The organism is Gardnerella vaginalis (assembly GCF_040427915.1).
Taxonomy (GTDB): Bacteria; Actinomycetota; Actinomycetes; order Actinomycetales; family Bifidobacteriaceae; genus Bifidobacterium; species Bifidobacterium vaginale_C.
Map to the genome: position 1 here is coordinate 1,251,576 of NZ_JBETXJ010000002.1, position 26,821 is coordinate 1,278,396.

Below are 26,821 nucleotides of genomic sequence, written 5' to 3' on the forward strand. Positions count from 1 at the left end.
GGTATAAAGGGATAAAAGGAATTTATAATGCCAAAACGTGCTGATATTAAATCCGTAATGGTTATTGGTTCTGGTCCAATCGTAATTGGTCAGGCTGCAGAATTCGACTACTCTGGAACGCAAGCTTGCCGAGTACTTCACGAAGAAGGAATCCGCGTAATTCTTGTAAACTCTAATCCTGCTACTATTATGACGGACCCAGAGCTTGCAGACGCAACATATATTGAGCCGATAGACACGGCAATTTTGGAGCGCATTATTGCTAAAGAGAAGCCAGATGCGCTTCTTCCAACATTAGGTGGTCAAACTGCTCTTAATGCCGCAATGGACTTGGGTCGTGCAGGAATCTTAGAAAAGTATAATGTAGAGCTTATTGGTGCATCTCTTGAGGCAATCGACCGCGGCGAAGACCGTGAGCTTTTCAAAAAAGTTGTCGAAAAAGCTGGAGCCGAAAGCGCAAAATCCTTCATTGCTCACTCAATTGAAGAAGTAGACAAAATTGTTGAAACACTAGGATACCCAGTTGTTGTGCGTCCAAGCTTCACAATGGGTGGCTTAGGCTCTGGAATTGCTCACAATCAAGAAGAATTACATCGCATTGCAGGAGCAGGTATTCACTATTCTCCAACAGACGAAGTGCTTATTGAAGAAGGCATTGAAGGCTGGAAGGAATTTGAGCTTGAGCTTATGCGAGATTCCAAAGACAACGTTGTTGTTGTGTGCCCAATTGAAAACGTTGATCCTGTGGGTGTTCACACTGGAGATTCGATTACAGTTGCTCCATGCTTTACGCTAACAGATCGCGAGTATCAAAAGATGCGCGATATTGGTATTGCAATTATTCGAGGCGTTGGCGTTGATACCGGCGGATGCAATATTCAGTTCGCAATCAACCCTCAAACTGGTCGCATTATCGTAATCGAAATGAATCCGCGAGTTTCGCGTTCTTCTGCGCTCGCATCTAAAGCAACTGGTTTCCCGATTGCAAAAATCGCTACAAAACTTGCTCTCGGCTACACTTTGGACGAAATTCAAAACGATATTACGCGTTCAACTCCTGCAAGCTTTGAGCCAACGATTGACTATGTTGTAACTAAGATTCCGCGCTTTGCTTTTGAAAAGTTCCCTGGAGCAGACACTACGCTTACTACTTCTATGAAGTCGGTCGGCGAAGCAATGGCTTTGGCTGGAAACTTCCAGGAATCTCTTGGCAAAGCAATGCGCTCAATCGACAAGCGTCACGCTTGCTTTAACTGGGACGGCGAGCGCCCAAGTAAAGAAGAAGTTAGTAAGCTTCTTGAAGAAATGCACACTCCAACCGAGCACCGCTACTTGCAAATTCAGCGCGCGCTATGGGGTGGGGCTACACCTGAGCAGATTTTTGACGCAACAAAGATAGACCCATGGTTTGTTGAGCAGCTTTCGTTAATTAACAAAACAGCTTTAGAGGTTCGTGAAGCAGAAAATTTGACGCCAAAAGTGTTAAAGAATGCTAAGCTTGCTGGTCTTTCGGATGTTCAAATTGCGCATTTGCGTAATCTTGGCGATGAAGGCGAAAACATGGTTCGTGAGCTGCGTTGGGCGTATGGATTGCATCCTGTTTACAAAACGGTTGACACGTGTGCTGCCGAATTTGATGCTGTAACGCCTTATTACTATTCTTGCTACGCTGACGAAAGCGAGCTTAAGCCACGCGATCGCGAAGCTGTAATCATTCTTGGCTCTGGTCCAAATAGAATCGGCCAGGGTATTGAGTTTGACTACACTTGCGTTCATGCTGTTCAGGAATTGGGTAAGGATTACGACACAATCATGGTCAATTGCAATCCTGAAACAGTTTCTACAGACTACGATATGTCGGATCGCCTTTACTTTGAGCCTCTTACTTTTGAAGATGTGCTCGAAATTTACCAAGCAGAAAAGAAGCTTGGTCCAGTAAAAGGCGTGATTGTGCAGCTTGGTGGTCAAACGCCACTTTCGCTTGCTGCGCGTCTTAAAGCTGCAGGAGTGCCAATTTTGGGAACTACGCCTGAGGCTATTGATTTGGCAGAAAATCGTGAGCTTTTCGGTGAGGTTCTTCGCCAAGAAGGCATGAATGCTCCGCGCTACGGCACTGCATTAAGTCTTGAAGAGGCTAAGGATGCAGCTCACGCAATTGGCTACCCGGTTCTTGTGCGACCAAGCTACGTGCTTGGCGGTCGTGGCATGGAAATCGTGTACGATGATGCTCAGCTTGCAAAATATGTGGATCGCGCTTTACAGGAAGCTCAAGCAGACACTGTTGTTTCTGGTCGTTTGCCTTCGCCGCTTTTGATTGATAAGTTCCTTCAGGACGCTATTGAGATTGATGTTGACGCACTTTACGACGGCAACGAGCTTTATATTGGTGGAATTATGGAGCATGTTGAGGAAGCTGGCGTTCACTCTGGTGATGCTGCTTGCACTCTTCCTCCAAGCACGCTTTCGGATGATCAAATTCGCCGTCTTAGGGAGGGCACGCTTTCGATTGCTCGCGGATGCTCAGTTCGTGGTCTTATTAATGTGCAATATGCTTTTATGGCAAACACTTTGTACGTAATTGAGGCGAATCCTCGAGCGTCTCGTACTGTTCCGTTTGCGTCTAAAGCTACGGGAGTTGCTCTTGCTAAAGCTGCTGCTCGAATTATGGCTGGCGAAACAATCGCACAGCAGCGAAAGCGCGGTCTTCTTCTTCCTAAGGGAGATGGTGGAGATATTCATCCAGGCCAGCAGGTTGCTATTAAAGCTTCCGTTTTGCCTTTCAAGCGTTTCCGCACGCCTGTTGGTCGCACAGTCGATATTTTGCTCGGACCAGAAATGCGCTCTACTGGAGAAGTTATGGGCTTCGACCGCGACTTCCCGCATGCTTTTGCTAAGAGCCAGCTTGCAGCGTACAAGGGCGGTTTGCCTACAAGTGGCAACGTGTTTGTGTCTGTAAGTGATGCAGATAAAAGGCAATTGCCGCTACTTGCAGTGCGCCTAGTAGAGCTTGGATTTACTATTTGGGCGACCGAAGGTACGGCTTCTGTTCTTCGACGCTACGGCATTGATTCTGTGATTGTTGATAAGCTTTCCAGCCAAGGCGACACGGCGAAGGATGTGCGAAATGCTGAGCCTTCGCATGAAAGAATCGGCAAAAACGTGGTTGAGCTGATTGAGAATGGTAAGATTGATATGGTGTTGAACACGCCGAATTCAAGAGGGTCGCGTACGGATGGTTATGCTATTCGTGCAGCTGCTGTTGCAGCAGACCTTCCGCAATTCACTACAATTACGGAGTTTGCACCAGTTCTTATGGCTATAGAAGCTGTTAAGAACAACGATTACCAGGTGATGAGCATTCAGGAGCATGCCAAGCAACTGTTTGCAATCGAGAAGGCAGAAAACGAAGAAAGTCGGGCTTAATACATGACCGAAAGCATACGAGAGCAGGAATTGCAGGCGCAAAGATCCGATTTTGGATTGCGTCTAAAAAACGCTATGGCAAAATACGGTCCATTATGCGTTGGTATAGATCCGCACCGCAAGATGCTGCTTAATTGGGGATACAAGATGGATGCTCAAGGAGCAGAATTGTTCTCCATGCGTATGCTTCAGGCCATGAACGGCAGAGCTGCTGCCGTAAAATTCCAGTCGAGCATGTTCGAGCGCTACGGGTCTAAGGGGTTCGCAGCGCTCGAACGAGTGCTGTATGCTGCAAGGCAAATGGACGTAATTACTATTGTGGATTGCGGTCATGGTGGATTGTCTACGACAATCTCTGCGCTTGCCGACGCATACTTTAAGCCAGATGCGCCTCTTCTTACTGATGCTATTACGCTTCTTCCGTATTACGGAGCTAGGTCAATGGGTGGGTTGATTAATGAGGCTCTTAATAATGGCAAGGGAGTGTTCATTGCTTCGCTAACGTCTAATCGCGAAGGCGCTAGCTTGCAAACTGCTATTCGCCAGACTGGTTCCTACCGCGGCACAACTGTTGCTCATGGTATTGCTCAAACTGCGCAAATTTTTAACAACAATACAAAAGGCATGGGTTCTGTTGGCTTAATTGTTGGAGCTACTATTGGGGATTGGATGAATGGAGGTGGAATAGATTTAACGAGTTTTACTGGTCCTATTCTTTCTCCAGGTTACGGCTGGCAGGGAGCGGAAGCTAACGATTTGAAAACGGTTTTTGCTGGTACGCATGGAAATGTTTTAGTAACAGTTTCTAGGTCTATTGCTTCTCATGGTCCAGATATTGGTGCATTATCTACTGCAACTGAACGAATAGCTTGGGATATTCGTCAAGCTTTAATGGATTCATGAAAATTATTTAAGAGAGTCAAATATGGTTAGTTTAAACGATACACAGAGTATGCCAGTCGCTACTAAAAGGCGTTTGATTGTTCTTACTGGTCCTACTGCAGCTGGTAAGGGCACTGTTGAGGGAGTATTGCGCGAAAAACATCCTAATATTTGGCTTTCTGTTTCTGCTACTACTCGCAAGCCTCGTTATGATGAGTTTAATGGAATTCATTATTGGTTCATTGATGAAGAGGAGTTTGAGCGCAGGAAGAAGAACGGTGAGTTTCTGGAGACTGCTCTTGTTCATGGAATGGCACATTATGGCACTTTAATTCAGCCTGTTTTAGATCATCTTGCTCAAAACGTTCCAACTCTTTTAGAAATTGATCTTCAGGGAGCTAGAAGAGTAAAGCAAGAGGCTTCTAGACTTGGCTTGGAAGTTGTGTACGTGTTTATTGCCCCTCCTAGCTTTGAAGAGCTTAAACGCCGACTTATTGGTAGAGGCACTGAAACTCCTGAGCAGCAGGCTAAGCGTTTGCAAACCGCTAAAGTAGAAATGGCTGCGTCTAGCGAGTTTGATTTTGTGATTGTTAATGATGATGCTCAGCGCGCTGCAGATGAACTTTGGAAGATAATAGCTAAAGAATACGATTTAGATTAATTTAGATTAATTTAAATGAGTAATTCCTAAATATCCTTGCGATAGCTTACAATAGTCTACTTGGAAACTATTGTGGCACCATAGAATATGGAGAACATTATGGCATTGGGCACTAAGCCAACACCTACGGGACTTGCAAATCCGCCTATTGATGATTTGATGCAGCATGCGGATTCCAAGTATGCGCTTGCCTTGTTTGCCGCAAAACGAGCACGGCAGATTAATTCTTATTTCACTCAGCTCAACGAAGGATTGTTGCAGAACGTCGGTCCTCTTGTTGATTATAGAAACCAAGAGAAGCCTCTTTCTATCGCATTCCGAGAAATTAATAAAGGTTTGCTGGTGGAGAATCTTGGTGAAGATGATATGAATGAGGGAAATTAAGTTTTCTTTACATTTTTAATTGCAGCCGTATTATCCTATGCTTGTTGGTATTGGATATGCGGCTGTTATTGGTTTTAGCGCGTAAGTTTTAATTTTTTTTTAATTAAAGGGGAGTTATGTCGGAAGCTAAACTTATTTCTGCAGAATCCGTTACAGAAGGTCATCCCGATAAGCTTTGTGATCAGATTGCAGATGCGATTCTAGATGATATGCTTCGTCAAGATTCTCATGCGCATGTTGCTGTTGAAGTTTGTGCATGCGTAGGACAATTTGTAGTCTTCGGGGAAGTTAGGGGAGAAGTGTACACCGACATACCAGGCATTGTTAGAAAAGTTGTACGTGAAGTAGGATACAACAGTTCAACTGTTGGCTTGGATGCTGATTCATGTGGAGTAATGGTATCTTTAACAGAGCAAAGTGCAGAAATAAATCAAGGTGTTTCTAGGTTAAATCTTGAATCTGAAAGCTTAGCGTCTAAAGAAGATCGTTATAAAAGCCAAGGTGCAGGCGATCAAGGTGTTATGTTTGGATATGCTAGCGATGAGACAGACGCTTATATGCCCCTTCCAATATATCTAGCTCATCAGCTTGCCCAGCGCTTATCCTACGTACGAAAAGCTGGAATTGTATCTAAACTTAGACCGGACGGTAAAACACAGGTTACAATCGAATATGATGAATGTGGTAACCCTGTTCGTTTAGATACTGTTCTTATTTCAACACAGCATGACCCAGATGTGAGTCCTGATTGGCTTAGAAATCAGCTTGTCCAAAATGTTGTAGAGCCTGTTCTTAACAAAGTGCTAGGGAAAAACGTAAATCATAATGATTACAGAATGCTTGTAAATCCAACTGGATCTTTTGTTTTGGGTGGTCCTGCAGCAGATTCTGGTTTAACAGGCAGGAAAATTATTGTAGACACTTATGGTGGAGCCGCTCATCATGGTGGTGGTGCTTTCTCTGGCAAAGACCCTAGTAAAGTGGATCGTTCTGCAGCATACGCTGCGCGTTGGGTTGCTAAGAATCTTGTCGCCGCAGGTTTAGCACATAAGGTAGAGGTACAAGTTGCATATGCGATTGGAATTGCAGAACCTGTTAGCGTAAATGTAGAAACTTTTGGAACCGAAGCAAATGGAATTACTCGTTCGGATATTTCTAAGATTGTTCGAAAAGTCTTTGATTTGCGCCCAGCAGCAATTATCGACGAGCTTGATTTGCTTCAACCAATCTACTCGAAGACTTCTGCTTATGGGCATTTTGGAAGAACAGATGTTGATTTTCCTTGGGAAAGACTTAATCGTGTTGATCAGATTAAGAATGAGGTAAAATCTTTAAAAAATTGATTTAGGATTTAAAAGGATGTGCTAATGCTTGAGCAGCCTTCACTTGATGGTTTAGCGCGCAAACCACGTAGGCGTAAGAAGAGTGATTCAATACAGAGTCAAGCTGATAATCGCCCTATTGCTCATATTGTGCTGGATGTTCAAGCATCTCATCTCGGTAAAACTTTTGATTACATTGTTAGCAAAGATCAGGATGATTACGCTAAGCCAGGGTGTATGGTCCGTGTCAAATTTGGTGCTAGACGCGTAAATGGAATTATTTGGGGTAGGAGTGAATCAAGCACAACACCAATATCTTCATTAAAGTTTATTGAAAAAATTATTCCAATAGGAGAAGTAGTTTCTAAATCTTTTATGGAAGATATTGCTTCAATAGCTAATGCTTATGGCGGAACAAGAGCTAATATTATTAGGCTTGCTTTACCTAGAAGAATTGCTGGTGTAGATAAAGAAAATTTGCTGGACGATATTCATTTATCTAAAAGAGTAAAGTGGATTAACGAATTACAAAAAAATTTTAGGTCTAACAATACTTGTGAAATATCTCAATACGATGGAAGTGAGAATCTTAGAAAAACAACAGATGCTCGTATGATTGCATCCTACCAGAATGCGAATCTTCTTAAGCAATCCTTAGAGGATGTTCAGAAACCGTATTATTTTCATCATGAAAATAGTTCACTTTCGAATAATTATAAAAATAATTGCAAAGCTTTTCTTATAGATGCTTTACCAGGATCAATGAGATGGTCTCAGGATTTAGCGTGGATTATTGTAACTGCAATAAGAGCGGGTCGCCAAGTTGCTGTTGTTCTTCCTACAATTCGCGAAGTAAACGATGTTATGCGCTCCCTCATGGTTTATGGTCTTAAACCTTATAAAAAATCGCAGAATCCAAGTGGAAGTTTAAGTGGGGATGTTGCTCGTCTTTGTGCATATGATTCTCCAGCAGACAGGTATAGAGCGTGGAGAGCTATAGAAAAAGGAATTGTTCCATGTGTTTTAGGAACAAGATCTGCAATGTATGCTCCTGTTGAATCGCAAGCACTTTTTGTGATTGTAGAAGATAGCGCATATCAGTACGCAGATGGTATGATGCCCTATGCTCAAGCTAGAGGCGTTATGCGATTACGTGCACAAAATCATAATGGTGTTTTCATAACAATGTCTTTTGCTAGAAGCGTGATAAGTCAAGACGAATTAAAAGGAAAAAATCTTGCTGCAAAAGTAAGTGGACCTTTAATTGAAATTAAGCCATTTAATACTATTGTGAATAATGCCTGCCCATGGGTTCGTCTACTTAATTCTGATAACCTTAATAAGATAAATGATCCGAGTGCAGGATCTAGAATACCGTATACTGCATTAGCGTCGATTAGACAAACTTTAGACGCAAATATGCCTGTTTTACTTGTTACAGCACAAGACGATACTGTTCAGCGTGCTGCATGTAAAAAATGCCACAGTATGGCTCGTTGTAAGCGCTGTACAGGTCCTCTTGACTTACCTATAGATGGTTCTGCTCCTAAATGCGCATGGTGTGGAAGTGCTGCGATTGGATGGAAGTGCTCGAATTGTTCTAGTGGATCTAACTTTATCGAGGCTATTCGTGTTGGAGTTAATTTTACTGCCAAGGAAATATTTAAGATTTTTAAGGATGTTCCAATTATTATATCTTCTGCGAAGCAGAAAAGTGGTGTTATAGAGTGGATTGATCAGAAGCCGATGATTGTCATTTGTACTTTAGGAGCAGAACCTCGAGTTTTAAGCTCATCTAAAGATTCTTGCGGAGAATATGGTCTTGTTGCGATTTTAGACGCGTGGACGAGTCTTTACAACACTGGTTTAGATTCTCGAATAGACACTTTGAATGCTTGGATGAAAGCAGCTTCAATGTGTGCGTCAAAAAACAGAGGTGGAAGCGTTCTTATTTTGGGTGAAACTTACGATATTCTCGCTAAATCTTTGGAAGAATGGGATTCATCACTTCTTTCTAAACAAGAGTTGCAAGAAAGAAGTGAAGCACTTCTTCCGCCAACTGTATGCGTCGCAAGAATATGGGGTTTTAGGCAGGCTGTAATAGATACGCTTAATGCTATAGGTGCAATGAGTGTAGATGTAAGCGAAGATATTACAAAAGTCGCAAGCAAAAATGGTGATTTAGATAGTTCTAGTAATCTTCCAATGTTAAAAGTTGAAACTAAAAATAGTGATTCTAACGATGATTCTGATGAATCCGAATATCTTCCTCCTTTACTTGGAATTGTTCCAATGAAGCCTCCTTCAACATTGCACGAGCAAAATTCTCAACGCTTTGAAGAGTTAAACGACAGAGTTAAAGCAGTTGTGAGAGTGCCGTTAGAGTATAGAGATGAATTAGTTAGTCGTTTGAAAAAAGAATGCGCAAAGCATTTTGCAATGCGGAAAAATGGCGAATTAAAATTTAGTGTGGATCCTAAGGATTTGTAAAATCGCATAAACTTATTAATAAAGACTTATAAATAAAGAGGTTAAAATGGTTGAAAAATGCTACAATTGCGCGGTTTTGGGGAATCCCATATCGCACTCTCTGTCTCCAGTCCTGCATAATGCTGCATATAAGGCATTGGGCTTAAATAATTGGCATTATGGTAAAGAAAAAGTTAGCGAGGAAGACTTAAAAGATTTTATTGCAAATCTTGACGATTCCTGGAAAGGCTTAAGCCTTACAATGCCACTTAAAAAAACAATTATGAGCCTAGGTGTAGCTTGCGACTATTGGTCTAAAACGCTTGGTGTTGCAAATACTGCTGTGTTTAGTAAAAAGCCATGCTTAGAAAATCCTGAGACGATTGAGCTTTGTAACACAGACGTAAATGGGATTGTTGTGGCATTAATGCGCTCTTTAAAATCTCAAATATTAAACGCTAAAAGTGCGGTTATTATTGGCAGCGGAAACACTGCGTCTTCTGCAATGGCAGCTTTAATAGAAATTGCTCAAGGCTCAAAATTGAGCAAAATTAGTGTTGTTGCAAGATTGCAAAGCGATGGTAAAACCGTTAAAGGCGTTAGTAGATTTAACGATTTAGTAGATAAACATAACTCGGATTTTCCAAATAGCAGAAGAATAGAGCCGTCTAACTTGAATCTTAAAAACAAACGCGATTACAAGCCTGTTTGCGGTATAGAATTCCCTACTATTGATCCTGAATTTATAAAAATATCGCAAGATATAGAAAAATGTGATAAATCTCACATTCTAGAATCTATTTCTTCATTGGATGCAATTGAAGCAATTGCAAACGCAGATATTGTTATAAGCACTGTTCCAGCTCATGTAGCAGACGGATTAGCGCTAGCTTTGTGTGAATATTGCCAAGAAAAGTCAATAAAACATTTAGGAGCTTTGCTAGACGTTGTATATGATCCTCGACCAAGCCAGATACTTAAAGTTTGGAGAAAATACGGCATTGGTATTGGCGGAGAAGAAATGCTTTTACACCAGGCATTAGATCAAGTAAAACTCATGACTTTTGAATATAGATATGCGAGTGATGATTCTAGTGATGATTCTTGCACAAACAAACACCAATCTGACAAGGCTCCAGATTACGATTACATAAGAAGTTGCATGGAAAAAGCATTGCAGGAGGCGTTATGAGAACTGAAAATAGTGAATTCTCGCAGGTGGCAAGCGATTTTGAAGTAATGCTCATTACTGGCATGAGCGGCGCTGGCAGATCTCATGCAGCAAATGCTTTGGAAGACATGGGCTGGTATGTTATTGATAATCTTCCTCCAAAGCTACTTATTCCTCTTGTAGACATGATGACATCTTCTGGATCTAAAGTTCATAAGCTTGCAGCAGTTATTGACGTAAGATCACGCGGGTATTTTGATGATTTATTTGCTGTTTTGGGTCATATAGATGATTTAGGCGTAAAAACTCGAATACTATTTTTAGATGCATCTGATTCTGTGCTTATTAAAAGATATGAGTCAGTGCGCAGACCACATCCTTTGCAGCGCGGAGGAAGACTTATAGATGGTATTTTGGAAGAGCGTGAGCTTTTAGGCCATCTTAAAGATTGCGCGGATATTATTATCGATACTTCAAATCTTAGTATTCATCAGCTTTCCACTAAACTTTATGAAGGGTTGCTTGGAAAAGGATCTTCTACAGTATCTGTTCACATTTTTAGTTTTGGGTTCAAGTACGGAATGCCGATGGATGCCGATTTTGTGGCAGATATGCGATTTTTGCCCAATCCATTTTGGGTTCCAGAGCTTAGAGATTTAACAGGAAAAGATAAAGCAGTTAGCGATTATGTTCTTAAAAATCCAGCGGCAAAAGAATTCTTAGACTCTTACGAAAAAGCTCTTCTTACTGCAATCGATGGTTTTGCAAAAGAAGATAAGCATTATGTAACAATTGCTGTTGGATGCACTGGGGGTCAGCATAGGTCTGTAGCTATTAGCATAGAGCTTGCAAGACGACTAAAATTAAGAGGATTGCAGGTTACAGTATCTGCTAGAGAGATGAGATCTAGAACATGATTTAATTTCTCCTATAGGATTATGTAATATAAAAAGCAGAACTATAAAAGGTAAAATGTCCAAGTCATTGGGTATCACAGAAAGCCGAGCATGTAGGTGTTTTGCACATTGTGCAACGGCATCTTGTATGAATCCCAACGCATACTCTAAGAAGAACAAAATAGGAGGTTTCCCTTGGCTCTTCTTGACGACGTAAAGAACGAACTCGTCGCAAATAATAGTGAGCTACCAGCGGTTGTTATGGCTCAGGCAGCAGCAATGATGCGTTTTGGTGGCGGCTTAAGGCCAGTTAATAATCAGGCTGTGATTCGTGCACAGTTTGATTCTCTAAGCGCAGCGCAATGGCTTGTAGATACGCTTGTGACGTGTTTCCAAAGAGAAGCAACGATTTCTCAAACTACTCGTCAGACTCCTACAGGTGTTGTTACTCGTTACGATGTTCTTGTGGAGCGAGGTGCTGCAGCTTTGGCTCTACAATCAGGTTTGTTGGACCGTCGTATGCATATCGTTGCTGGTCTTGCCCCTGAAATTGTTGGTGGAAGTATTGCGCAGGTTAAAGCTGCGTGGAGAGGTGCTTTCTTAGCTCATGGGGCTATATCCGATCCTGGAAAGGCAAGCTATTTAGAGATTGTTTGCCCAACTCATGAGGCTGCTACGGCGTTGCAAGCAATGGCAGCACGACTTGGAGTTGGTGCAAAGGCGCGCAAAGTTAAAAGCTCTGAGCGTGTTACTTTGAGAGATTCTGACGCTATTGAGCGCATGCTGATTTTGATTGGAGCTCCTCGTTCTGCTCGAGAATGGACTGGTAAGCGTTCTGATGGTGAAGCAAGAGGAAAAGCTAATCGACTGGCAAACTTTGATGATGCTAACATGCGCAGAAGTGCTAAAGCTGCAGCGGAAGCATGTGAGAAAGTTCGTCACGCTTTTGATATTCTTGGAGACGATATTCCAGAGAATCTTTTAATGGCGGGAAAGTTGCGATTGCAGCATAGTGATGCAAGTCTAGAAGAACTTGGTCATTTAGCGGATCCTCCGATTACAAAAGATGCTGTTGCTGGTCGTATTCGTAGGCTTTTGCAGCTTTGTGCTAAAGTAGAAAAGTCGCGAATGTAATTGCTTTTTGACTAAGTATTTATTCGTATTAGCCGCATACTTTGAGTATGCGGCATTTTTGTAGTTTTTTATTATCTGATTTTGGGCGTGCTTGTTGCGCACATGCGATATAATTGCTCATGGAATTTATAGACGTTTTAGCTTTGCTTTCGTCTTTTTCTTGTTAAATTCGCCATCATGATTGGTTGAATCATGTTTTGGAAAGGATACCAATGAAGACACTTAAAGATTTGGGAGATTTGAGCGGCAAGCGCGTACTCGTTCGTGCTGATTTTAATGTTCCTCTCAAGGGCACGACTATCACAGACGATGGTCGCATTAAGGCTGCTTTGCCAACGATTAAAGCTTTGCGTGAGCAGGGTGCCAAGGTTATTTTAATGGCCCATCTTGGACGTCCAAAGGGTCAGGTTGTTCCAGAGCTTTCTTTGGCTCCAGTAGCGGCTCGCTTAGGTGAACTTCTTGGTGTTAATGTTGTTTTGGCTGCAGATACTTATGGTGAAGATGCTCAGGCTAAGGTAGCTGCCATGAATAATGGCGACGTTGTTTTGCTTGAAAACGTTCGTTTCAACGCTGAAGAAACCAGTAAGGATGCGTCCGAACGCGCTGAATATGCTAAGAAGATTGCTGCTCTTGGAGAAGTTTTCGTTTCCGACGGTTTCGGTGTTGTTCACCGCGCCCAGGGTTCAAATTACGATGTTGCTGCCGATCTTCCAGCTGCTGCTGGCTTGCTTGTTGAGAAGGAAGTTAAGGCTCTTTCTCGCGCAACCGAAAATCCAGAGCGTCCTTTGACAGTAGTTCTTGGTGGATCTAAGGTTTCCGACAAGCTTGGCGTTATTGAAAACTTGCTTTCTAAGGCTGATCGTCTTGTTATTGGCGGCGGTATGGTGTTCACTTTCTTGAAGGCTTTGGGTCACGAAGTTGGTACTTCTCTGCTTGAAGAGGATCAGCTCGAGAAAGTTAAGGGTTACATTGAAACCGCTAAGAAGAACGGCGTTGAGCTTGTTCTTCCAACCGATATTGTTGTTAACGCTGGCTTCCCAGCAGGAGACACTCCAGTTGCTCCAGAAGTAGTTCCAGCAGATGCTATTCCTGCAGACAAGATGGGCTTGGATATTGGTCCTGATTCTCAGAAGCTTTTCCACGACAAGATTGTTGATTCCAAGACTGTTGTTTGGAATGGACCAATGGGTGTGTTCGAGGTTCCAGAGTTTGCTGCTGGTACTCGCGCTGTAGCACAAGGTTTAGTTGATGCAACAAAGAATGGCACTTTCACTATCGTTGGTGGTGGCGATTCTGCTTCTGCAGTTCGTAACCTTGGCTTCCCTGAAGATGGATTCTCGCACATTTCTACTGGCGGTGGTGCTTCTCTCGAATTCTTAGAGGGTAAGACTCTTCCAGGTTTGAGTGTGCTTGAGTAAATGACTTTAAAATTATTGTGCCGACTTCGATTTTATAAATTCTTTTTGTAGATCGGGGTCGGCATAATGTTAATCTTTCGAATAGTTGATTCTTAAGGGTGATTATGGTTGTCAATAGGAAACCGATAGTTGCAGGCAATTGGAAGATGAATTTTAATCACCTTGAAGCCACTCATTTTATTCAAAAATTCTGGTGGCGTCTATGTGATTCTCACTTCGATTGTAAAAAATGCGATATTGCTCTTATGCCATCGTTTACGTCCTTAAGAAGCGTGCAAGTATTAGTTGAGTCTGATAATCTTCCTATTCTTTATGGCGCGCAAGCAGTTTCCGTTACAGCTCAAGGCGCGTTTACTGGAGATGTTTCTGCAGATATGCTTGCAAGCTTGGGCTGCTCAATGGTGATTGTAGGTCATTCTGAGCGACGCAAGTATCATCCAGAAGATGATGCGAATATTGTTGACCAAGTGCGAGCTGTGCTTGCTGCTGGTATGCAACCTATTCTTTGCGTTGGTGAAAGTTTTGAAGAGCGCAAGCAGGGTATAGAGCTTGATTTTGCAGTTGGACAGGTTCACGACGTTACTCGCGATTTGGATTCTAAGCAGGCAGAGCGTTTGATTATTGCCTACGAACCAGTTTGGGCTATTGGAACTGGAATGGTCGCTACAGCACAGTCTGCTCAAGATGCTGCTAAGGCTATTAGGGATGATCTGCAGGAAACTTTCGGGGATACTGTATCACAGAAAGTTAGAATACTTTATGGCGGCTCTGTAACGTCTTCTAATGCAGCAAGTCTTATTTGTGAGCCAGACGTTGATGGATTTCTTATTGGTGGAGCTTCTTTAGACATTGAGGAATTGGCTACTATTGTTCAATTGTCGTCTTACAAAAATCGAATTTAATACATAGGTCAATGGCTTTTACTATGCTTTACAACGTACTCTAAAACAGGAGGTTACTTGTGTCCGCTGTGAAAATTGTTTTGCAAGTGTTGCTTGTGCTGACCAGCATTTTGTTGACATTGTTGATTTTGATGCACAAGGGCAAGGGCGGCGGTCTTTCCGATATGTTCGGCGGCGGTTTAACGAAGAACGCTGGTAGCTCTGGTGTTGCAGAAAAGAACTTGAATCGTTGGACTGTTATTATAGCGTTGATTTGGGTGGCTGTTATTGTTGCCTTGAACCTTATGACTAAGTTCTCACTTATCTAAGTATTCTTTTAAGCGCGTAGTCGAAAGATTGCGCGCTTTTTATTTTATAAGCAGAGCAGGTGTACATTTTGCTATGCTTTTTAAGATGTTAGAAGATGTTAGACTAATTAAAATACATTAGGTTATTGTTATGCTTCATTTTTCTCCTTCTCTTGTGGTAGCAGATCTTGATGGCACTATGCTTCATGATGCTAATGCTTTTGAAAGCAGATATTTAAGCCAAGAAACTGTTAGCGCTTCTAAGCGTTTGAGTGAATGTGGAATTCAGCTTGCGATTATTACTGCTCGACCTGTTGGAAGTGCTTTTGATTTTATTCACGATTTGAATGCTCAAGTTTGCGCGTACCTTAATGGTGCTCTTATTGATTTTGACTGTGCTCACAGCACGATAGGTGAGCTTACTTCGCAAAGAAGCCTTGATACTCTTACGCGTTTTGGATTTGATTCTCAACATGCTTGTAGTGTGTGTTTGCGCTTGCTTAATGAGATTCCTACGCTTCGCATTGGCATTGTTATGAACGATGTTCGTTACACTAATTTTGATGTTCGTATGCTTTGGAACGAGCAGGATTTTATTATTACCGATTTTTCTAATGTTCCAAGTGGCATTGCAGACAAGATTATTATTGTTCCTCGAGAGAGTGAGAAGGAAAAACTTCAGAGCATTCTTCCAAGTGACTTTTCGCTACATATTAGCGAAGATGTTTTGTGGATGCTTACGAATCCTCTTGCAAACAAGGGACATGCGCTGAACGTTATTTGCAATCGCTTAAATGTAAAGCCGAGCCGCACAGTTGTTTTTGGAGACGATATTATTGATATCGACATGTTCCGCGCAGGGGGATACGGTGTAGCGGTAGCGAATAGTAATCCTCGGTTGCTTGCGATTGCAGACGAGGTTTGTGATTCCAACAACAACGACGGCGTTGCCAACTGGCTTAATTCAAATCTTTTTACTAGATTGTAAATAACCCACCTTTCGTTACTGGCGAATTTGTGTGACGAATTCTTTCGTATAGAGTCAAACGGAAAACTTGGTGACATTATCAGTGAAGAGAAGAAATCTACCATTCAAGTCGAAACAGCTAAAGATTTCAATGGATAATACCCATTTTTCATTAGTGGTGATGCTGTACTTTCTTGTGATAAACCACTAGTTAATAATAGGATCTGTTTATTAAATACTGGATGTAATGCAGACGTGAAATTTTATGTCGGTCCTGCTTCGTATTCAACAGATACATGGTGCATTACTGGTACTGATGGATTATCAGATTACTTATTCACTTTGCTTTATTCTATCAAACAAGAGCTTAACTTAAAGTTCTTCTTGGGAACAGGGCTAAAGCATTTACAAAAACCACTACTCAAAAATCGACCCATTTATATTCCAAATGAGATTGAACTTAAGGTGTTTAATAGCATTGCTATGCCTGCTTATACGACTATATCGTCTAATCAATGCGAAAATAGAGCTTTGATAGCTCTCCGTGATTGGCGTTTACCTATGCTCATGAACGGGCAAGCGACAATAGAAGATTAGGCAGCTAAATTATCATTTCTCTATCCATTAATTTCTTCTCCTTAATCTACAAATTTCAATTAACAAAGCGACTGAACTTATATTTCAATCGATAAAAGTCTTATATATTAAATTGTTTTAAGTGTGGATTCTTATCCTTACCATTTTTACATCCTAATTTTGAGTATAAAAAAGACGATAGAGTTTTAACTGTCTATCGTCTAATACCTTTACTATGATATTTTTAAATCTTTTTTGACCAATATACTTTTAATAATTTAGAAAATATTATTTGTACAAATGCAACTATTATTAACGCTAAAAAGGCTTCATAACTTACATATGCTACAATTAAAGAAACTATTACAATAACCATTGAAAATATAGGTATTATATTTGATCCTGACTTCATCTTTATTAATATCATTCTTTCATCTGTTTCTTTAGTATGCATCTTCTCTAATATATCTCTATTTCTATATGCTCTACCAAGCATTGACATGTAGAATACAGATACAAGTTCAAGTCCAATAAAAAATACTGCTACATAATATGTCACATCTTCTTTTAATGGGAATTTATATTTTAAGTAAAAATTTCCAATAATAACTGCGAGTAAGGCAACCATACATAATAAGACTAAAATACTAATTCTAAATCCTATTTCTTTTTTATATTTTTCTAATTTGTTCATATTAATCATCCTCTTCTATACTAAATATTTCTTCAATACTTGTATCAAAAAACTTAGCAATTTTAAAAGCCAACGGCAGTGACGCTATATATTTCCCAGTTTCAATGGAAGTTATGGTCTGCCTTGTAACTCCAACTTCATTTGCCAATTCTTCTTGAGTTATTTTATGCTGTTTTCTTAATTGAGAAATTGCATTTTTCATTTTCCTCCTCCAACAGCAAGCTCACTTTACATATAATGTATAGCTCGCTTTGCTTTTTTTGTCAAGCGTACTTTGCTTTTTTATAATTTCTTAAACTAAAAGACTATAGATTTTATTAACCATGTTCGTATAAAAAATGATGGAACAGAACCACAGTATTATGTAAAAGATAGCCACGCTTCGATTATTCCAAGAGATATTTTCTTTAAAGTTCAAGAAGAAATGGTAAGACGAGCCAACATGTTTAGCGGTGAGGAGAATAAAAAAAGAAGAGTCTATTCCAGCAAGTACGCTTTATCCAGTCTATGTGTTTGTGCTAAATGCGGGGATATTTACAGAAGAATTGCTTGGAACAATCGAGGAGTACGTTCTGTTGTTTGGCGTTGTTGTACCAGATGGGAAAATGGTCCTAGTGCTTGTGATGCTCCGACAGTAAAAGAGGAAGAACTGCAGTCTGCCATAGTGAAAGCCATAAACAAGGTGTTTAGTATACCGGATGAAGTATTGGATACGTTGAATAACAATATTAGAGAAATTATCGCGGGCAACAACTTAAGCGAGATTGAAACGGTTGATAAAAAAATCGCAGACAAACAAGCGATACTACTAACCTTGCTTAAAGCTAAAAAAGACTACACGAAAATAGCTGATGAGATTGATGAACTTAAAGTTAAGAAACAGCAGCTTCTTATAGAAAAAGCAGGTCAAGAAGATGCTAAAAGACGAATCAGAGAAATGGAAGATTTTCTGAAAAGTGAGCGTCACGAGCTTAGTGAATATGATGAGAAGCTGGTAAGAAAGTACATCAAGAAAATAAAAGTTTACGAGGACAAGTTCAGCGTAACTTTTAAATCAGAGATTAGTGTGGATATTGAAAGGGCATCGTAAAAGCCAAAAGAATGTGAGCATTTGAAATGTTACAAAACTCAGCCTAGGGGGAATCATCTCTAGGCTGTTTTTTGTTTTTAGGTTCAAAGACCAAGTTATCAAGCCAATCTTAAACTTTTTAACGATAGCTTTTCCTATCGTTAAAAAGTGCACCCACTATCAATAGTGTGCACTCAAAAAAGTGTAGCTATACTTGGAGTTCTCTCAATCCAACTGGCGACAATGAGTTTAATGTAACCTACAGTGTAGACCAGCTCATTACAGAGGGAGAAAATACAAAGACCGTCCACTCTGCTTATATAGTGAGTGTCTATGTAGATGGTTCTGGAAATATGGTACTGGTTAAGAATCCGACCATTACCAACATACCTAAGAAATCAAGTTATAAACCAAAAGCCATTGAAAGTGAGGGGACGGTTGATTCCATTACAACCAATGAAATCAATGAGTTTTTAACGACGTTCTTCAAGCTCTATCCTACAGCGACAGCCAGTGAACTTTCCTACTATGTGAATGACGGGATATTAAAACCAATCGGAAAAGAGTACATCTTTCAAGAACTGGTAAATCCTATTCACAATCGTAAGGATAATCAAGTCACGGTATCGCTGACAGTGGAGTATATCGACCAGCAGACCAAAGCAACGCAGGTATCTCAATTTGATTTGGTACTTGAAAAGAACGGGAGTAATTGGAAGATTATAGAATAACAAATATTGGTACATTATTACAGCTATTTTGTAATCACGTACTCTCTTTGATAAAAAATTGGAGATTCCTTTACAAATATGCTCTTACGTGCTATTATTTAAGTATCTATTTAAAAGGAGTTAATAAATATGCGGCAAGGTATTCTTAAATAAACTGTCAATTTGATAGTGGGAACAAATAATTGGATGTCCTTTTTTAGGAGGGCTTAGTTTTTTGTACCCAGTTTAAGAATACCTTTATCATGTGATTCTAAAGTATCCAGAGAATATCTGTATGCTTTGTATACCTATGGTTATGCATAAAAATCCCAGTGATAAAAGTATTTATCACTGGGATTTTTATGCCCTTTTGGGTTTTTGAATGGAGGAAAATCACATGAAAATTATTAATATTGGAGTTTTAGCTCATGTTGATGCAGGAAAAACTACCTTAACAGAAAGCTTATTATATAACAGTGGAGCGATTACAGAATTAGGAAGCGTGGACAAAGGTACAACGAGGACGGATAATACGCTTTTAGAACGTCAGAGAGGAATTACAATTCAGACAGGAATAACCTCTTTTCAGTGGGAAAATACGAAGGTGAACATCATAGACACGCCAGGACATATGGATTTCTTAGCAGAAGTATATCGTTCATTATCAGTTTTAGATGGGGCAATTCTACTGATTTCTGCAAAAGATGGCGTACAAGCACAAACTCGTATATTATTTCATGCACTTAGGAAAATGGGGATTCCCACAATCTTTTTTATCAATAAGATTGACCAAAATGGAATTGATTTATCAACGGTTTATCAGGATATTAAAGAGAAACTTTCTGCCGAAATTGTAATCAAACAGAAGGTAGAACTGTATCCTAATATGTGTGTGACGAACTTTACCGAATCTGAACAATGGGATACGGTAATAGAGGGAAACGATGACCTTTTAGAGAAATATATGTCCGGTAAATCATTAGAAGCATTGGAACTCGAACAAGAGGAAAGCATAAGATTTCAGAATTGTTCTCTGTTCCCTCTTTATCATGGAAGTGCAAAAAGTAATATAGGGATTGATAACCTTATAGAAGTGATTACGAATAAATTTTATTCATCAACACATCGAGGTCCGTCTGAACTTTGCGGAAATGTTTTCAAAATTGAATATACAAAAAAAAGACAACGTCTTGCATATATACGCCTTTATAGTGGAGTACTACATTTACGAGATTCGGTTAGAGTATCAGAAAAAGAAAAAATAAAAGTTACAGAAATGTATACTTCAATAAATGGTGAATTATGTAAGATTGATAGAGCTTATTCTGGAGAAATTGTTATTTTGCAAAATGAGTTTTTGAAGTTAAATAGTGTTCTTGGAGATACAAAACTATTGCCACAGAGAAAAAAGATTGAAAATCCGCACCCTCTACTACAAACAACTGTTGAACCGAGTAAACCTGAACAGAGAGAAATGTTGCTTGATGCCCTTTTGGAAATCTCAGATAGTGATCCGCTTCTACGATATTACGTGGATTCTACGACACATGAAATTATACTTTCTTTCTTAGGGAAAGTACAAATGGAAGTGATTAGTGCACTGTTGCAAGAAAAGTATCATGTGGAGATAGAACTAAAAGAGCCTACAGTCATTTATATGGAGAGACCGTTAAAAAATGCAGAATATACCATTCACATCGAAGTGCCGCCAAATCCTTTCTGGGCTTCCATTGGTTTATCTGTATCACCGCTTCCGTTGGGAAGTGGAATGCAGTATGAGAGCTCGGTTTCTCTTGGATACTTAAATCAATCATTTCAAAATGCAGTTATGGAAGGGATACGCTATGGTTGCGAACAAGGATTATATGGTTGGAATGTGACGGACTGTAAAATCTGTTTTAAGTATGGCTTATACTATAGCCCTGTTAGTACCCCAGCAGATTTTCGGATGCTTGCTCCTATTGTATTGGAACAAGTCTTAAAAAAAGCTGGAACAGAATTGTTAGAGCCATATCTTAGTTTTAAAATTTATGCGCCACAGGAATATCTTTCACGAGCATACAACGATGCTCCTAAATATTGTGCGAACATCGTAGACACTCAATTGAAAAATAATGAGGTCATTCTTAGTGGAGAAATCCCTGCTCGGTGTATTCAAGAATATCGTAGTGATTTAACTTTCTTTACAAATGGACGTAGTGTTTGTTTAACAGAGTTAAAAGGGTACCATGTTACTACCGGTGAACCTGTTTGCCAGCCCCGTCGTCCAAATAGTCGGATAGATAAAGTACGATATATGTTCAATAAAATAACTTAGTGTATTTTATGTTGTTATATAAATATGGTTTCTTGTTAAATAAGATGAAATATTTTTTAATAAAGATTTGAATTAAAGTGTAAAGGAGGAGATAGTTATTATAAACTACAAGTGGATATTGTGTCCTGTATGTGGAAATAAAACACGATTAAAGATAAGGGAAGATACTGAATTAAAAAAATTCCCCCTCTATTGTCCGAAATGCAGACAAGAAAATTTAATTGAAATAAAGCAGTTCAAAGTAACTGTGATTACAGAGCCAGACGCAAAGACGCAGAGCCGATAAAATGAGATTAATACAATCTCATTTTATCGGCTCTTTCCGTTATGTATGGATTCTTTTAATTAGTCTTCGATGTTTCTTGCTTCGTTGATACCGCTGGCTAAAGATTCCATTAAGGATAGTTCTTTGTCTGTAAAGCTATCCATGTATTTCTCTATCTGTAATCGTCGGGTGCTTTTTACCAAGTTATTAGCAGGTAAGAAAAATTCGGCAGTGTCAAGAATTTTGTGTAAACTCCACTAGTTGTCAATCAAGCTATCAATCCAATAATATTTGCTTTTCTACGAAAAGCAAATATTATTGGATTTCGAATTTTTCGTGCAGGTCATAAGACGCTAATCCAAATCCTCTATGAATTCTTTCTTTAGATAATTCATTTTGTTCAATACAAAATACTCCTAGATAACGATTTAAACTATCCTCTGCTGGAAACTGTTCCTTTGCTTTTAATCGTTTTTTTAATCAAAAAATCAGACATTTAGTTTCTGGTGAAGCGATTACTTTCGTTGGTCAGATGCCATTAGAAGGTGTCTTTTTAGAATTGCTGATTGAGCTTCTTAAGCCTGGAACAACATTAGCTTGCGTATTTCCTAAGACACATTTAATGGCGCGTGGTTTAGAAGCAAAAACTATAAGAAAATTATTATTAAATAAGTTTGGACTCCGTCTGGTTTTTACATATCCAGGAGACGAAATTTTTGATGGTGTAACAAAAGATACTTGTGTCCTTGTTGGCAAAGTGAAAACTTCATCTGAGTACATAAAAGTTATTTCAAGTTATGACACTATTCCTAATATTGATATTCACAGATTTGTGCAAACTCTCTCAGATGATATGACATATAACTTTTCTCCAATGATGCCAGGAATTGTTGCGAGAAAGATTTCAGTACAGGGAATGATTGCTGACATTGAGGATGGATGGAGAACACTTAATAGTGAAATGTCTGATGCAGTCGCCTTTGTAAAAGATAATTTTAAGAATTCAAGTCAATTTCTAGAGTTATCTATCTCTAATTACATAATTAAAAGAGGGCACGCGGGGAACGAGGGCGGCAGCGATATTATATTTTTTGACGCTCGTAGTGAATTATATAACAAATTTGAAAATAAAAATATCAGCTTTTCAATCGGAATGCGTAATGCTAAATTGGATACAATAGATATTGGAACAGGAGATAACTATTTTCTGGATATTTCCAATAACTCTGACCAGGTCATAGATGCAATTATTGACACATATAACAAATTACCTGAAAGAAAAGGCAAACAGCAGCGTGGGAGAAAAACAAAGCAGGAATGGAAGAAGATATTAGCCAAAGAGAGCAAAGGAGAATTTGGCGCAAATTCTGTATTGATTCCAAGGGGCATCAGAGCAACGGGGAAAATTTATCTATCAAAAAATCCTGTATTTGTGTCTACAAATTTTGTTGTTTGTACGTTGCCTTCATTGAGCGAAGCAATCATGCTATCCACTTGGATGAGCACAATTTTTTATCAATTAATATGTGAAGTATCATCTAAAGATCAAGAGGGAATGAGAAAAATGGAGATTTGCGATATAGAAAAAACATTCATTCCAGTTTTTGACAACATTAAAAAAGAAACGAAAGATGCGTTGTTTAAAGAGTATTCTTCAATAAGATTTTTAAAATTGATTGACCCACAAATACGACAAGTAGATAGAATATGGGCAAATGAATTGTTTGGAGAAAACTCAGACACTATGTTAGATAATGCACGAAGAATGCTTGAATATCTCGCAAAGAGAAGGAACGCTTGATTTTTTATTCATTTAATGAATTAACTATTATACTGCCCCATTTATTAGAATGGGGCAGTAATACTGAGTGTTATAAACAATTAATAATAAATTTTGGCAGTATTTATTCTTCTACGTTTTCCATGATGTCTTCCAGTTTACAGTCCAATGCTTCGCAAATTTTGATGAGAACTTCAGTGGTGACGTTTTCACCTTTGCCAAGTTTTGCAATAGTTGATGAGCTGATTTTTGCAGCATTTTGCAAATCAGCCCTGTTCATGTTTTTTATCTATTAGTAGTTTCCATAGTCGGTTAAGAAAATAAAAATTTACGAGGACAGGTTCAGCGTAACTTTTAAATCAGAGATTAGTGTGAATATTGAAAGGGCATCGTAAAAGCCAAAAGAATGTGAGCGTTTGAAATGTTACAAAAGTCAGCCTAGGGGGGGGGATCATCTCTAGGCTGTTTTTTATGCTCAAGAATCAAGCTATTAAGCCAATCTTAAACCTTTTAACGATAGCCTTTCCTATCGTTAAAAAGTGCACCCACTATCCATAGTGTGCACTCAAAAAAGTGTAGTTATACTTGGAGTTCTCTCAATCCACGTCGAGAGTGTCGTATTGATGTCAAAGGCTTAATAGGTGGGTGCAAATTTGCCCTTGTGTAGCAAGGCTTAGCGAGGGCTATCGTTAAAAGGTTTAATGTGCGGCGGCTTTAAGCTGGGTTCTCGTGATTTTTGAGTGCAGTTTGGCTGTTTGAGGGAAGATGTCGACGCTCTAGGGTTGAGTGCACAGGATGTTAACGTTAAAAGGTGCACACACTTTGCACCCACCCTGTGAAGTGGGAAAATATAGCTCAAAAGGTAAAATGAAACCTGATTATTAGTATGTGCACGAGGAGGTGCTTAAGGAATGGATAATAAGAAGTTTATCGCAGAGACGAAAGATGTTCGTTTAACGGTGAAACGTGCTGATACTTTTGGCGTGAGCTTTGTTAACTGTGAACAAGATATGTTGAGGGTTGAGGAAGCGCAAAATGTTATAAGGCTTATTCAAACTAAAAAAGTCTCAGCTTCGAATTGGCTGAGGTGGTTTACTCAGGGTATGCCTGAAATTGTTGTGAGTTTGCCACATGATGTGGAATTTTGTGAGGTTGAATCTGATTCTAATCAAGTGCTCATCACGGATATTGAGATTGGTAAGCTTTATGTAGAAGTGAACAATGGCAAGGTAGAAGTTGTTAATTTGAAGGCGGATGATGTCTTTCTTAAATGTTATAATGGGTCGGCTTCAGCAACAAACGTAGAAGTAACTCATGTTTGTACGCTTGATACGTTAAATGGCATGAGTATTTTAGAAGGAACAATCACCAAGGATGCAAGCCTTGAAGTAGATTGTGAGAATGGTGTCACCGAGGTTTCAGATAAGAAGAAGGTAAATTGTAAAAACGATGGATTTGCGCATTACATGGTGCACTGTCTTAATGGGAAAGCTATTGCGAAGTAGCAGACATATAGATCAAAAAAGAAGCAATAAAACTTGATATAAGTTGGAATTAGAGCGTATATAGACATACCGATAAAGGAGGAAGCCGTATATGCTCTATGTAAAATTTGATGATTTCGAAGATGTTAGCGTCATGGGAAATGAGAAAGATCATGGAATGTTTATTCCGATTAAGGATGGGAATGTGTATGCTGAGTGCGAACGGTGCGGTGTAGTTGAAAGGATCACCTCACCATGCGAATTCATTGCTAGCACATTTAGGTCAAGAGTGAACTTCAATGAAGGTTATGAACTTTGCGAGAAGTGCTTGCAAGAGGTTGAGTTTGTTACTGTTGCTTTGAGAACTGGAAAATTACCTAATCGAGAATTGAAATAACTGAAAAAGCAAAGCAGTGATAACCGTAGTAATACAGGAAAAACTAAACGTTAAAAGGTGCACACACTTTGCACCCGGGCGGTAAATGATAATTTAGGGAGGCGTTTTATGTCAGTAATTAAAATTGAAAACCTCACTTTCTCATATTATGGATATGTAAAACCCATATTTAAAAATGTATCGTTTTCCTTTGATACAAACTGGAAAACGGGATTGATAGGAAGAAATGGAATCGGTAAATCAACTCTATTTAAGTTACTTTTAAATCAAGAAACTTATCAAGGTAAAATAAGCAAGGATGTTGAATTTATTAAATTTCCACCAAATATAAGCGATACTTCAAAATTAGGAATTGAGTTATATAAAGAACTAATATCAGATGATGAAGAATGGAAGTTATTTAGAGAACTCAGTTTGCTAAATGTAGATGAGAACCTTGTTTACAGAGAGTTTGAAACGCTTTCTAAAGGGGAACAAACAAAAATCCTTTTAGCTATTTTGTTTACAAGAGAAGATGGCTTTTTACTTATTGATGAACCAACAAACCATTTAGATATGGACGGAAGAAAAATTGTAAGTGAATATCTGAAAAGTAAAAAAGGATTTTTGCTTATATCTCATGATAGAGATTTTTTAGATGGTTGTATCAATCATGTTATTTCTATTAACAGGAATTCTATTGATGTCCAATCGGGAAATTTTACATCATGGTATGAAAACAAAGTGATGAAAGACCAATTTGAAATTAGTCAAAATGAGAGATTAAGAAAAGATATTAAACGATTAAAAGAGTCTGCAAGACAAAGTCAAATTTGGTCTGATAAAATTGAAAATACTAAAAATGGTGTAAAAGTATCAGGTGTAAAACCAGACAAAGGACATATAGGTCATCAATCAGCCAAGATGATGAAAAAATCTAAGAATTTGGAGAATAGACAAAACAAGGCAATAGAAGAAAAACAGAGTTTACTAAAAGATATCGAAACAAAGGAAAGTCTATTATTGCATCCATTACATCATCATAAAAATCCTCTAATATCGGTTAGCAATTTATCATCATGCTATGGAGAGAGACAGATCCTAAATAATGTAAGTTTCGAGATAAAGCAAGGCGACATAGTGGCTATATATGGGGGTAATGGTAGCGGAAAATCAACCTTGATTAAAATTTTATTAGGTATAAATCACGAGTATACAGGTGAGATAAAATTAGCAGGTAATTTAAAAATCTCGTATATTCCTCAAGACACATCTAATTTAACAGGTAGCCTAAATGAATATATTCACAAGCAAGATGTTGATGAAACATTGTGTAAAACAATTCTAAGAAAATTAGATTTTTCAAGAGAATTATTTGAAATGGATATGAAGAATTATAGTGATGGACAAAAAAAGAAAGTTTTAATTGCTGTAAGTTTCTCAAAGCCAGCTCATATATTTGTTTGGGATGAACCACTGAATTATATAGATGTAATATCAAGAATACAGATTGAGGAAATTATAAAAGAAGCAAAGCCTACACTCATATTTGTGGAACACGATAAGCGATTTGTAGAAGATATCGCTAATAAAATAATACAATTTTAAGTAAAATCCAAATCCCAGTTTGTAGT

At 39.0% G+C, this 26,821-nt stretch carries 26 protein-coding genes and 2 pseudogenes; 23 read left to right on the forward strand and 5 right to left on the reverse strand.

Annotation, left to right across the window (positions count from 1 at the left end; all coding sequences use genetic code 11):
* The first annotated feature begins 27 nt into the window (after window positions 1-27).
* The 14 genes from carB (at window position 28) to ABVC65_RS05110 (ending at window position 16,513) form a co-directional block, all read left to right on the forward strand.
* Entirely contained in the window at window positions 28-3,423 is a 3,396-nt protein-coding gene (gene carB, locus ABVC65_RS05045) for a carbamoyl-phosphate synthase large subunit (protein WP_353582742.1), read from the forward strand.
* A gap of 3 nt (window positions 3,424-3,426) precedes the next feature.
* Window positions 3,427-4,326, forward strand: coding sequence for an orotidine-5'-phosphate decarboxylase (gene pyrF / locus ABVC65_RS05050; protein WP_004115188.1), 900 nt, complete (start codon window positions 3,427-3,429; stop codon window positions 4,324-4,326).
* 22 nt (window positions 4,327-4,348) lie between these two features.
* Window positions 4,349-4,966, forward strand: coding sequence for a guanylate kinase (gene gmk / locus ABVC65_RS05055; protein ID WP_004123482.1), 618 nt, complete (start codon window positions 4,349-4,351; stop codon window positions 4,964-4,966).
* A 99-nt stretch (window positions 4,967-5,065) separates the two neighbouring features.
* Window positions 5,066-5,350 (forward strand): DNA-directed RNA polymerase subunit omega, encoded by a 285-nt coding sequence (gene rpoZ, locus ABVC65_RS05060; RefSeq protein ID WP_004111763.1) that lies wholly within the window; start codon window positions 5,066-5,068, stop codon window positions 5,348-5,350.
* 116 nt (window positions 5,351-5,466) lie between these two features.
* Entirely contained in the window at window positions 5,467-6,693 is a 1,227-nt protein-coding gene (gene metK / locus ABVC65_RS05065) for a methionine adenosyltransferase (RefSeq protein WP_353582743.1), read from the forward strand.
* A gap of 24 nt (window positions 6,694-6,717) precedes the next feature.
* Entirely contained in the window at window positions 6,718-9,162 is a 2,445-nt protein-coding gene (locus tag ABVC65_RS05070; protein ID WP_353582744.1) for a primosomal protein N', read from the forward strand.
* Window positions 9,163-9,208: 46 nt separating this feature from the next.
* Window positions 9,209-10,333, forward strand: a complete 1,125-nt coding sequence (locus tag ABVC65_RS05075; RefSeq protein WP_353582745.1) for a shikimate dehydrogenase — start codon at window positions 9,209-9,211, stop codon at window positions 10,331-10,333.
* Window positions 10,330-11,229, forward strand: a complete 900-nt coding sequence (gene rapZ, locus ABVC65_RS05080; RefSeq protein WP_004122445.1) for an RNase adapter RapZ — start codon at window positions 10,330-10,332, stop codon at window positions 11,227-11,229. Before ABVC65_RS05075 ends, rapZ begins: the two co-directional genes overlap by 4 nt.
* Before the next feature lie 174 nt (window positions 11,230-11,403).
* Window positions 11,404-12,342, forward strand: coding sequence for a DNA-binding protein WhiA (whiA, locus tag ABVC65_RS05085; protein WP_004117190.1), 939 nt, complete (start codon window positions 11,404-11,406; stop codon window positions 12,340-12,342).
* 212 nt (window positions 12,343-12,554) lie between these two features.
* Window positions 12,555-13,760, forward strand: a complete 1,206-nt coding sequence (locus ABVC65_RS05090; RefSeq protein WP_004123485.1) for a phosphoglycerate kinase — start codon at window positions 12,555-12,557, stop codon at window positions 13,758-13,760.
* Window positions 13,761-13,864: 104 nt separating this feature from the next.
* On the forward strand, window positions 13,865-14,662 hold the full coding sequence (gene tpiA, locus ABVC65_RS05095; RefSeq protein WP_353582746.1) for a triose-phosphate isomerase: 798 nt from the start codon (window positions 13,865-13,867) through the stop codon (window positions 14,660-14,662).
* A gap of 59 nt (window positions 14,663-14,721) precedes the next feature.
* On the forward strand, window positions 14,722-14,970 hold the full coding sequence (gene secG, locus ABVC65_RS05100; RefSeq protein ID WP_004115170.1) for a preprotein translocase subunit SecG: 249 nt from the start codon (window positions 14,722-14,724) through the stop codon (window positions 14,968-14,970).
* 130 nt (window positions 14,971-15,100) lie between these two features.
* A complete protein-coding gene (locus ABVC65_RS05105) occupies window positions 15,101-15,937 on the forward strand; it encodes an HAD hydrolase family protein (RefSeq protein ID WP_353582747.1) in 837 nt (278 codons plus the stop codon).
* Between the two features lie 234 nt (window positions 15,938-16,171).
* Window positions 16,172-16,513 carry a hypothetical protein gene (locus ABVC65_RS05110; RefSeq protein WP_353582748.1) on the forward strand — a complete coding sequence of 114 codons (342 nt, stop codon included), beginning with the start codon at window positions 16,172-16,174 and terminating at the stop codon, window positions 16,511-16,513.
* A gap of 223 nt (window positions 16,514-16,736) precedes the next feature.
* Here ABVC65_RS05110 and ABVC65_RS05115 read toward each other — a convergent pair whose 3' ends face one another.
* Together ABVC65_RS05115 and ABVC65_RS05120 are read right to left on the reverse strand one after the other, a co-directional pair.
* Window positions 16,737-17,186 (reverse strand): hypothetical protein, encoded by a 450-nt coding sequence (locus tag ABVC65_RS05115; protein ID WP_075523999.1) that lies wholly within the window; start codon window positions 17,184-17,186, stop codon window positions 16,737-16,739.
* A gap of 1 nt (window position 17,187) precedes the next feature.
* On the reverse strand, window positions 17,188-17,388 hold the full coding sequence (locus tag ABVC65_RS05120) for a helix-turn-helix transcriptional regulator (RefSeq protein WP_004128511.1): 201 nt from the start codon (window positions 17,386-17,388) through the stop codon (window positions 17,188-17,190).
* A gap of 240 nt (window positions 17,389-17,628) precedes the next feature.
* Here ABVC65_RS05120 and ABVC65_RS05125 point away from each other — a divergent pair, with 240 nt between their 5' ends.
* The 5 genes from ABVC65_RS05125 to ABVC65_RS05145 all read left to right on the forward strand — a co-directional run bounded on the left by ABVC65_RS05125 (window position 17,629) and on the right by ABVC65_RS05145 (window position 21,568).
* Window positions 17,629-18,276, forward strand: a complete 648-nt coding sequence (locus ABVC65_RS05125) for a zinc ribbon domain-containing protein (protein ID WP_353582749.1) — start codon at window positions 17,629-17,631, stop codon at window positions 18,274-18,276.
* A gap of 167 nt (window positions 18,277-18,443) precedes the next feature.
* The gene (locus tag ABVC65_RS05130) at window positions 18,444-18,986 is read left to right on the forward strand and encodes a conjugal transfer protein (protein ID WP_435528276.1); all 543 of its coding nucleotides are present in this window, start codon (window positions 18,444-18,446) and stop codon (window positions 18,984-18,986) included.
* A gap of 274 nt (window positions 18,987-19,260) precedes the next feature.
* Window positions 19,261-19,347: a tetracycline resistance determinant leader peptide gene (locus tag ABVC65_RS05135; protein ID WP_011058339.1), complete on the forward strand. Its 87-nt coding sequence runs from the start codon at window positions 19,261-19,263 to the stop codon at window positions 19,345-19,347.
* Window positions 19,348-19,362: 15 nt separating this feature from the next.
* Window positions 19,363-21,282, forward strand: coding sequence for a tetracycline resistance ribosomal protection protein Tet(M) (gene tet(M) / locus ABVC65_RS05140; protein WP_000691736.1), 1,920 nt, complete (start codon window positions 19,363-19,365; stop codon window positions 21,280-21,282).
* Between the two features lie 118 nt (window positions 21,283-21,400).
* The gene (locus ABVC65_RS05145; RefSeq protein ID WP_000336323.1) at window positions 21,401-21,568 is read left to right on the forward strand and encodes a cysteine-rich KTR domain-containing protein; all 168 of its coding nucleotides are present in this window, start codon (window positions 21,401-21,403) and stop codon (window positions 21,566-21,568) included.
* 59 nt (window positions 21,569-21,627) lie between these two features.
* Here the strand turns inward: ABVC65_RS05145 and ABVC65_RS05150 are convergent, their stop codons facing one another.
* Together ABVC65_RS05150 and ABVC65_RS05155 are read right to left on the reverse strand one after the other, a co-directional pair.
* On the reverse strand, window positions 21,628-21,750 hold the full coding sequence (locus ABVC65_RS05150; protein ID WP_427876568.1) for a hypothetical protein: 123 nt from the start codon (window positions 21,748-21,750) through the stop codon (window positions 21,628-21,630).
* Between the two features lie 112 nt (window positions 21,751-21,862).
* Window positions 21,863-22,027 (reverse strand): annotated as a pseudogene (locus ABVC65_RS05155) (IS256 family transposase); the annotation flags it as partial.
* Between the two features lie 52 nt (window positions 22,028-22,079).
* Here ABVC65_RS05155 and ABVC65_RS05160 point away from each other — a divergent pair.
* The gene (locus tag ABVC65_RS05160) at window positions 22,080-23,348 is read left to right on the forward strand and encodes a hypothetical protein (protein ID WP_075038927.1); all 1,269 of its coding nucleotides are present in this window, start codon (window positions 22,080-22,082) and stop codon (window positions 23,346-23,348) included.
* Window positions 23,349-23,451: 103 nt separating this feature from the next.
* On the opposite strand, the pseudogene ABVC65_RS05165 reads toward ABVC65_RS05160, so the two are convergent.
* A pseudogene (locus ABVC65_RS05165) lies at window positions 23,452-23,620 on the reverse strand (helix-turn-helix domain-containing protein).
* 618 nt (window positions 23,621-24,238) lie between these two features.
* On the opposite strand from ABVC65_RS05165, the gene ABVC65_RS05170 reads away from it, so the two are divergent.
* The 3 genes from ABVC65_RS05170 to ABVC65_RS05180 all read left to right on the forward strand — a co-directional run bounded on the left by ABVC65_RS05170 (window position 24,239) and on the right by ABVC65_RS05180 (window position 26,795).
* Window positions 24,239-24,832: a DUF4097 family beta strand repeat-containing protein gene (locus ABVC65_RS05170; protein ID WP_353582750.1), complete on the forward strand. Its 594-nt coding sequence runs from the start codon at window positions 24,239-24,241 to the stop codon at window positions 24,830-24,832.
* A gap of 91 nt (window positions 24,833-24,923) precedes the next feature.
* Window positions 24,924-25,208 carry a hypothetical protein gene (locus tag ABVC65_RS05175; RefSeq protein ID WP_004114737.1) on the forward strand — a complete coding sequence of 95 codons (285 nt, stop codon included), beginning with the start codon at window positions 24,924-24,926 and terminating at the stop codon, window positions 25,206-25,208.
* Window positions 25,209-25,316: 108 nt separating this feature from the next.
* Window positions 25,317-26,795 carry an Lsa family ABC-F type ribosomal protection protein gene (locus ABVC65_RS05180; protein WP_004113321.1) on the forward strand — a complete coding sequence of 493 codons (1,479 nt, stop codon included), beginning with the start codon at window positions 25,317-25,319 and terminating at the stop codon, window positions 26,793-26,795.
* The last annotated feature ends 26 nt before the right edge of the window (window positions 26,796-26,821 follow it).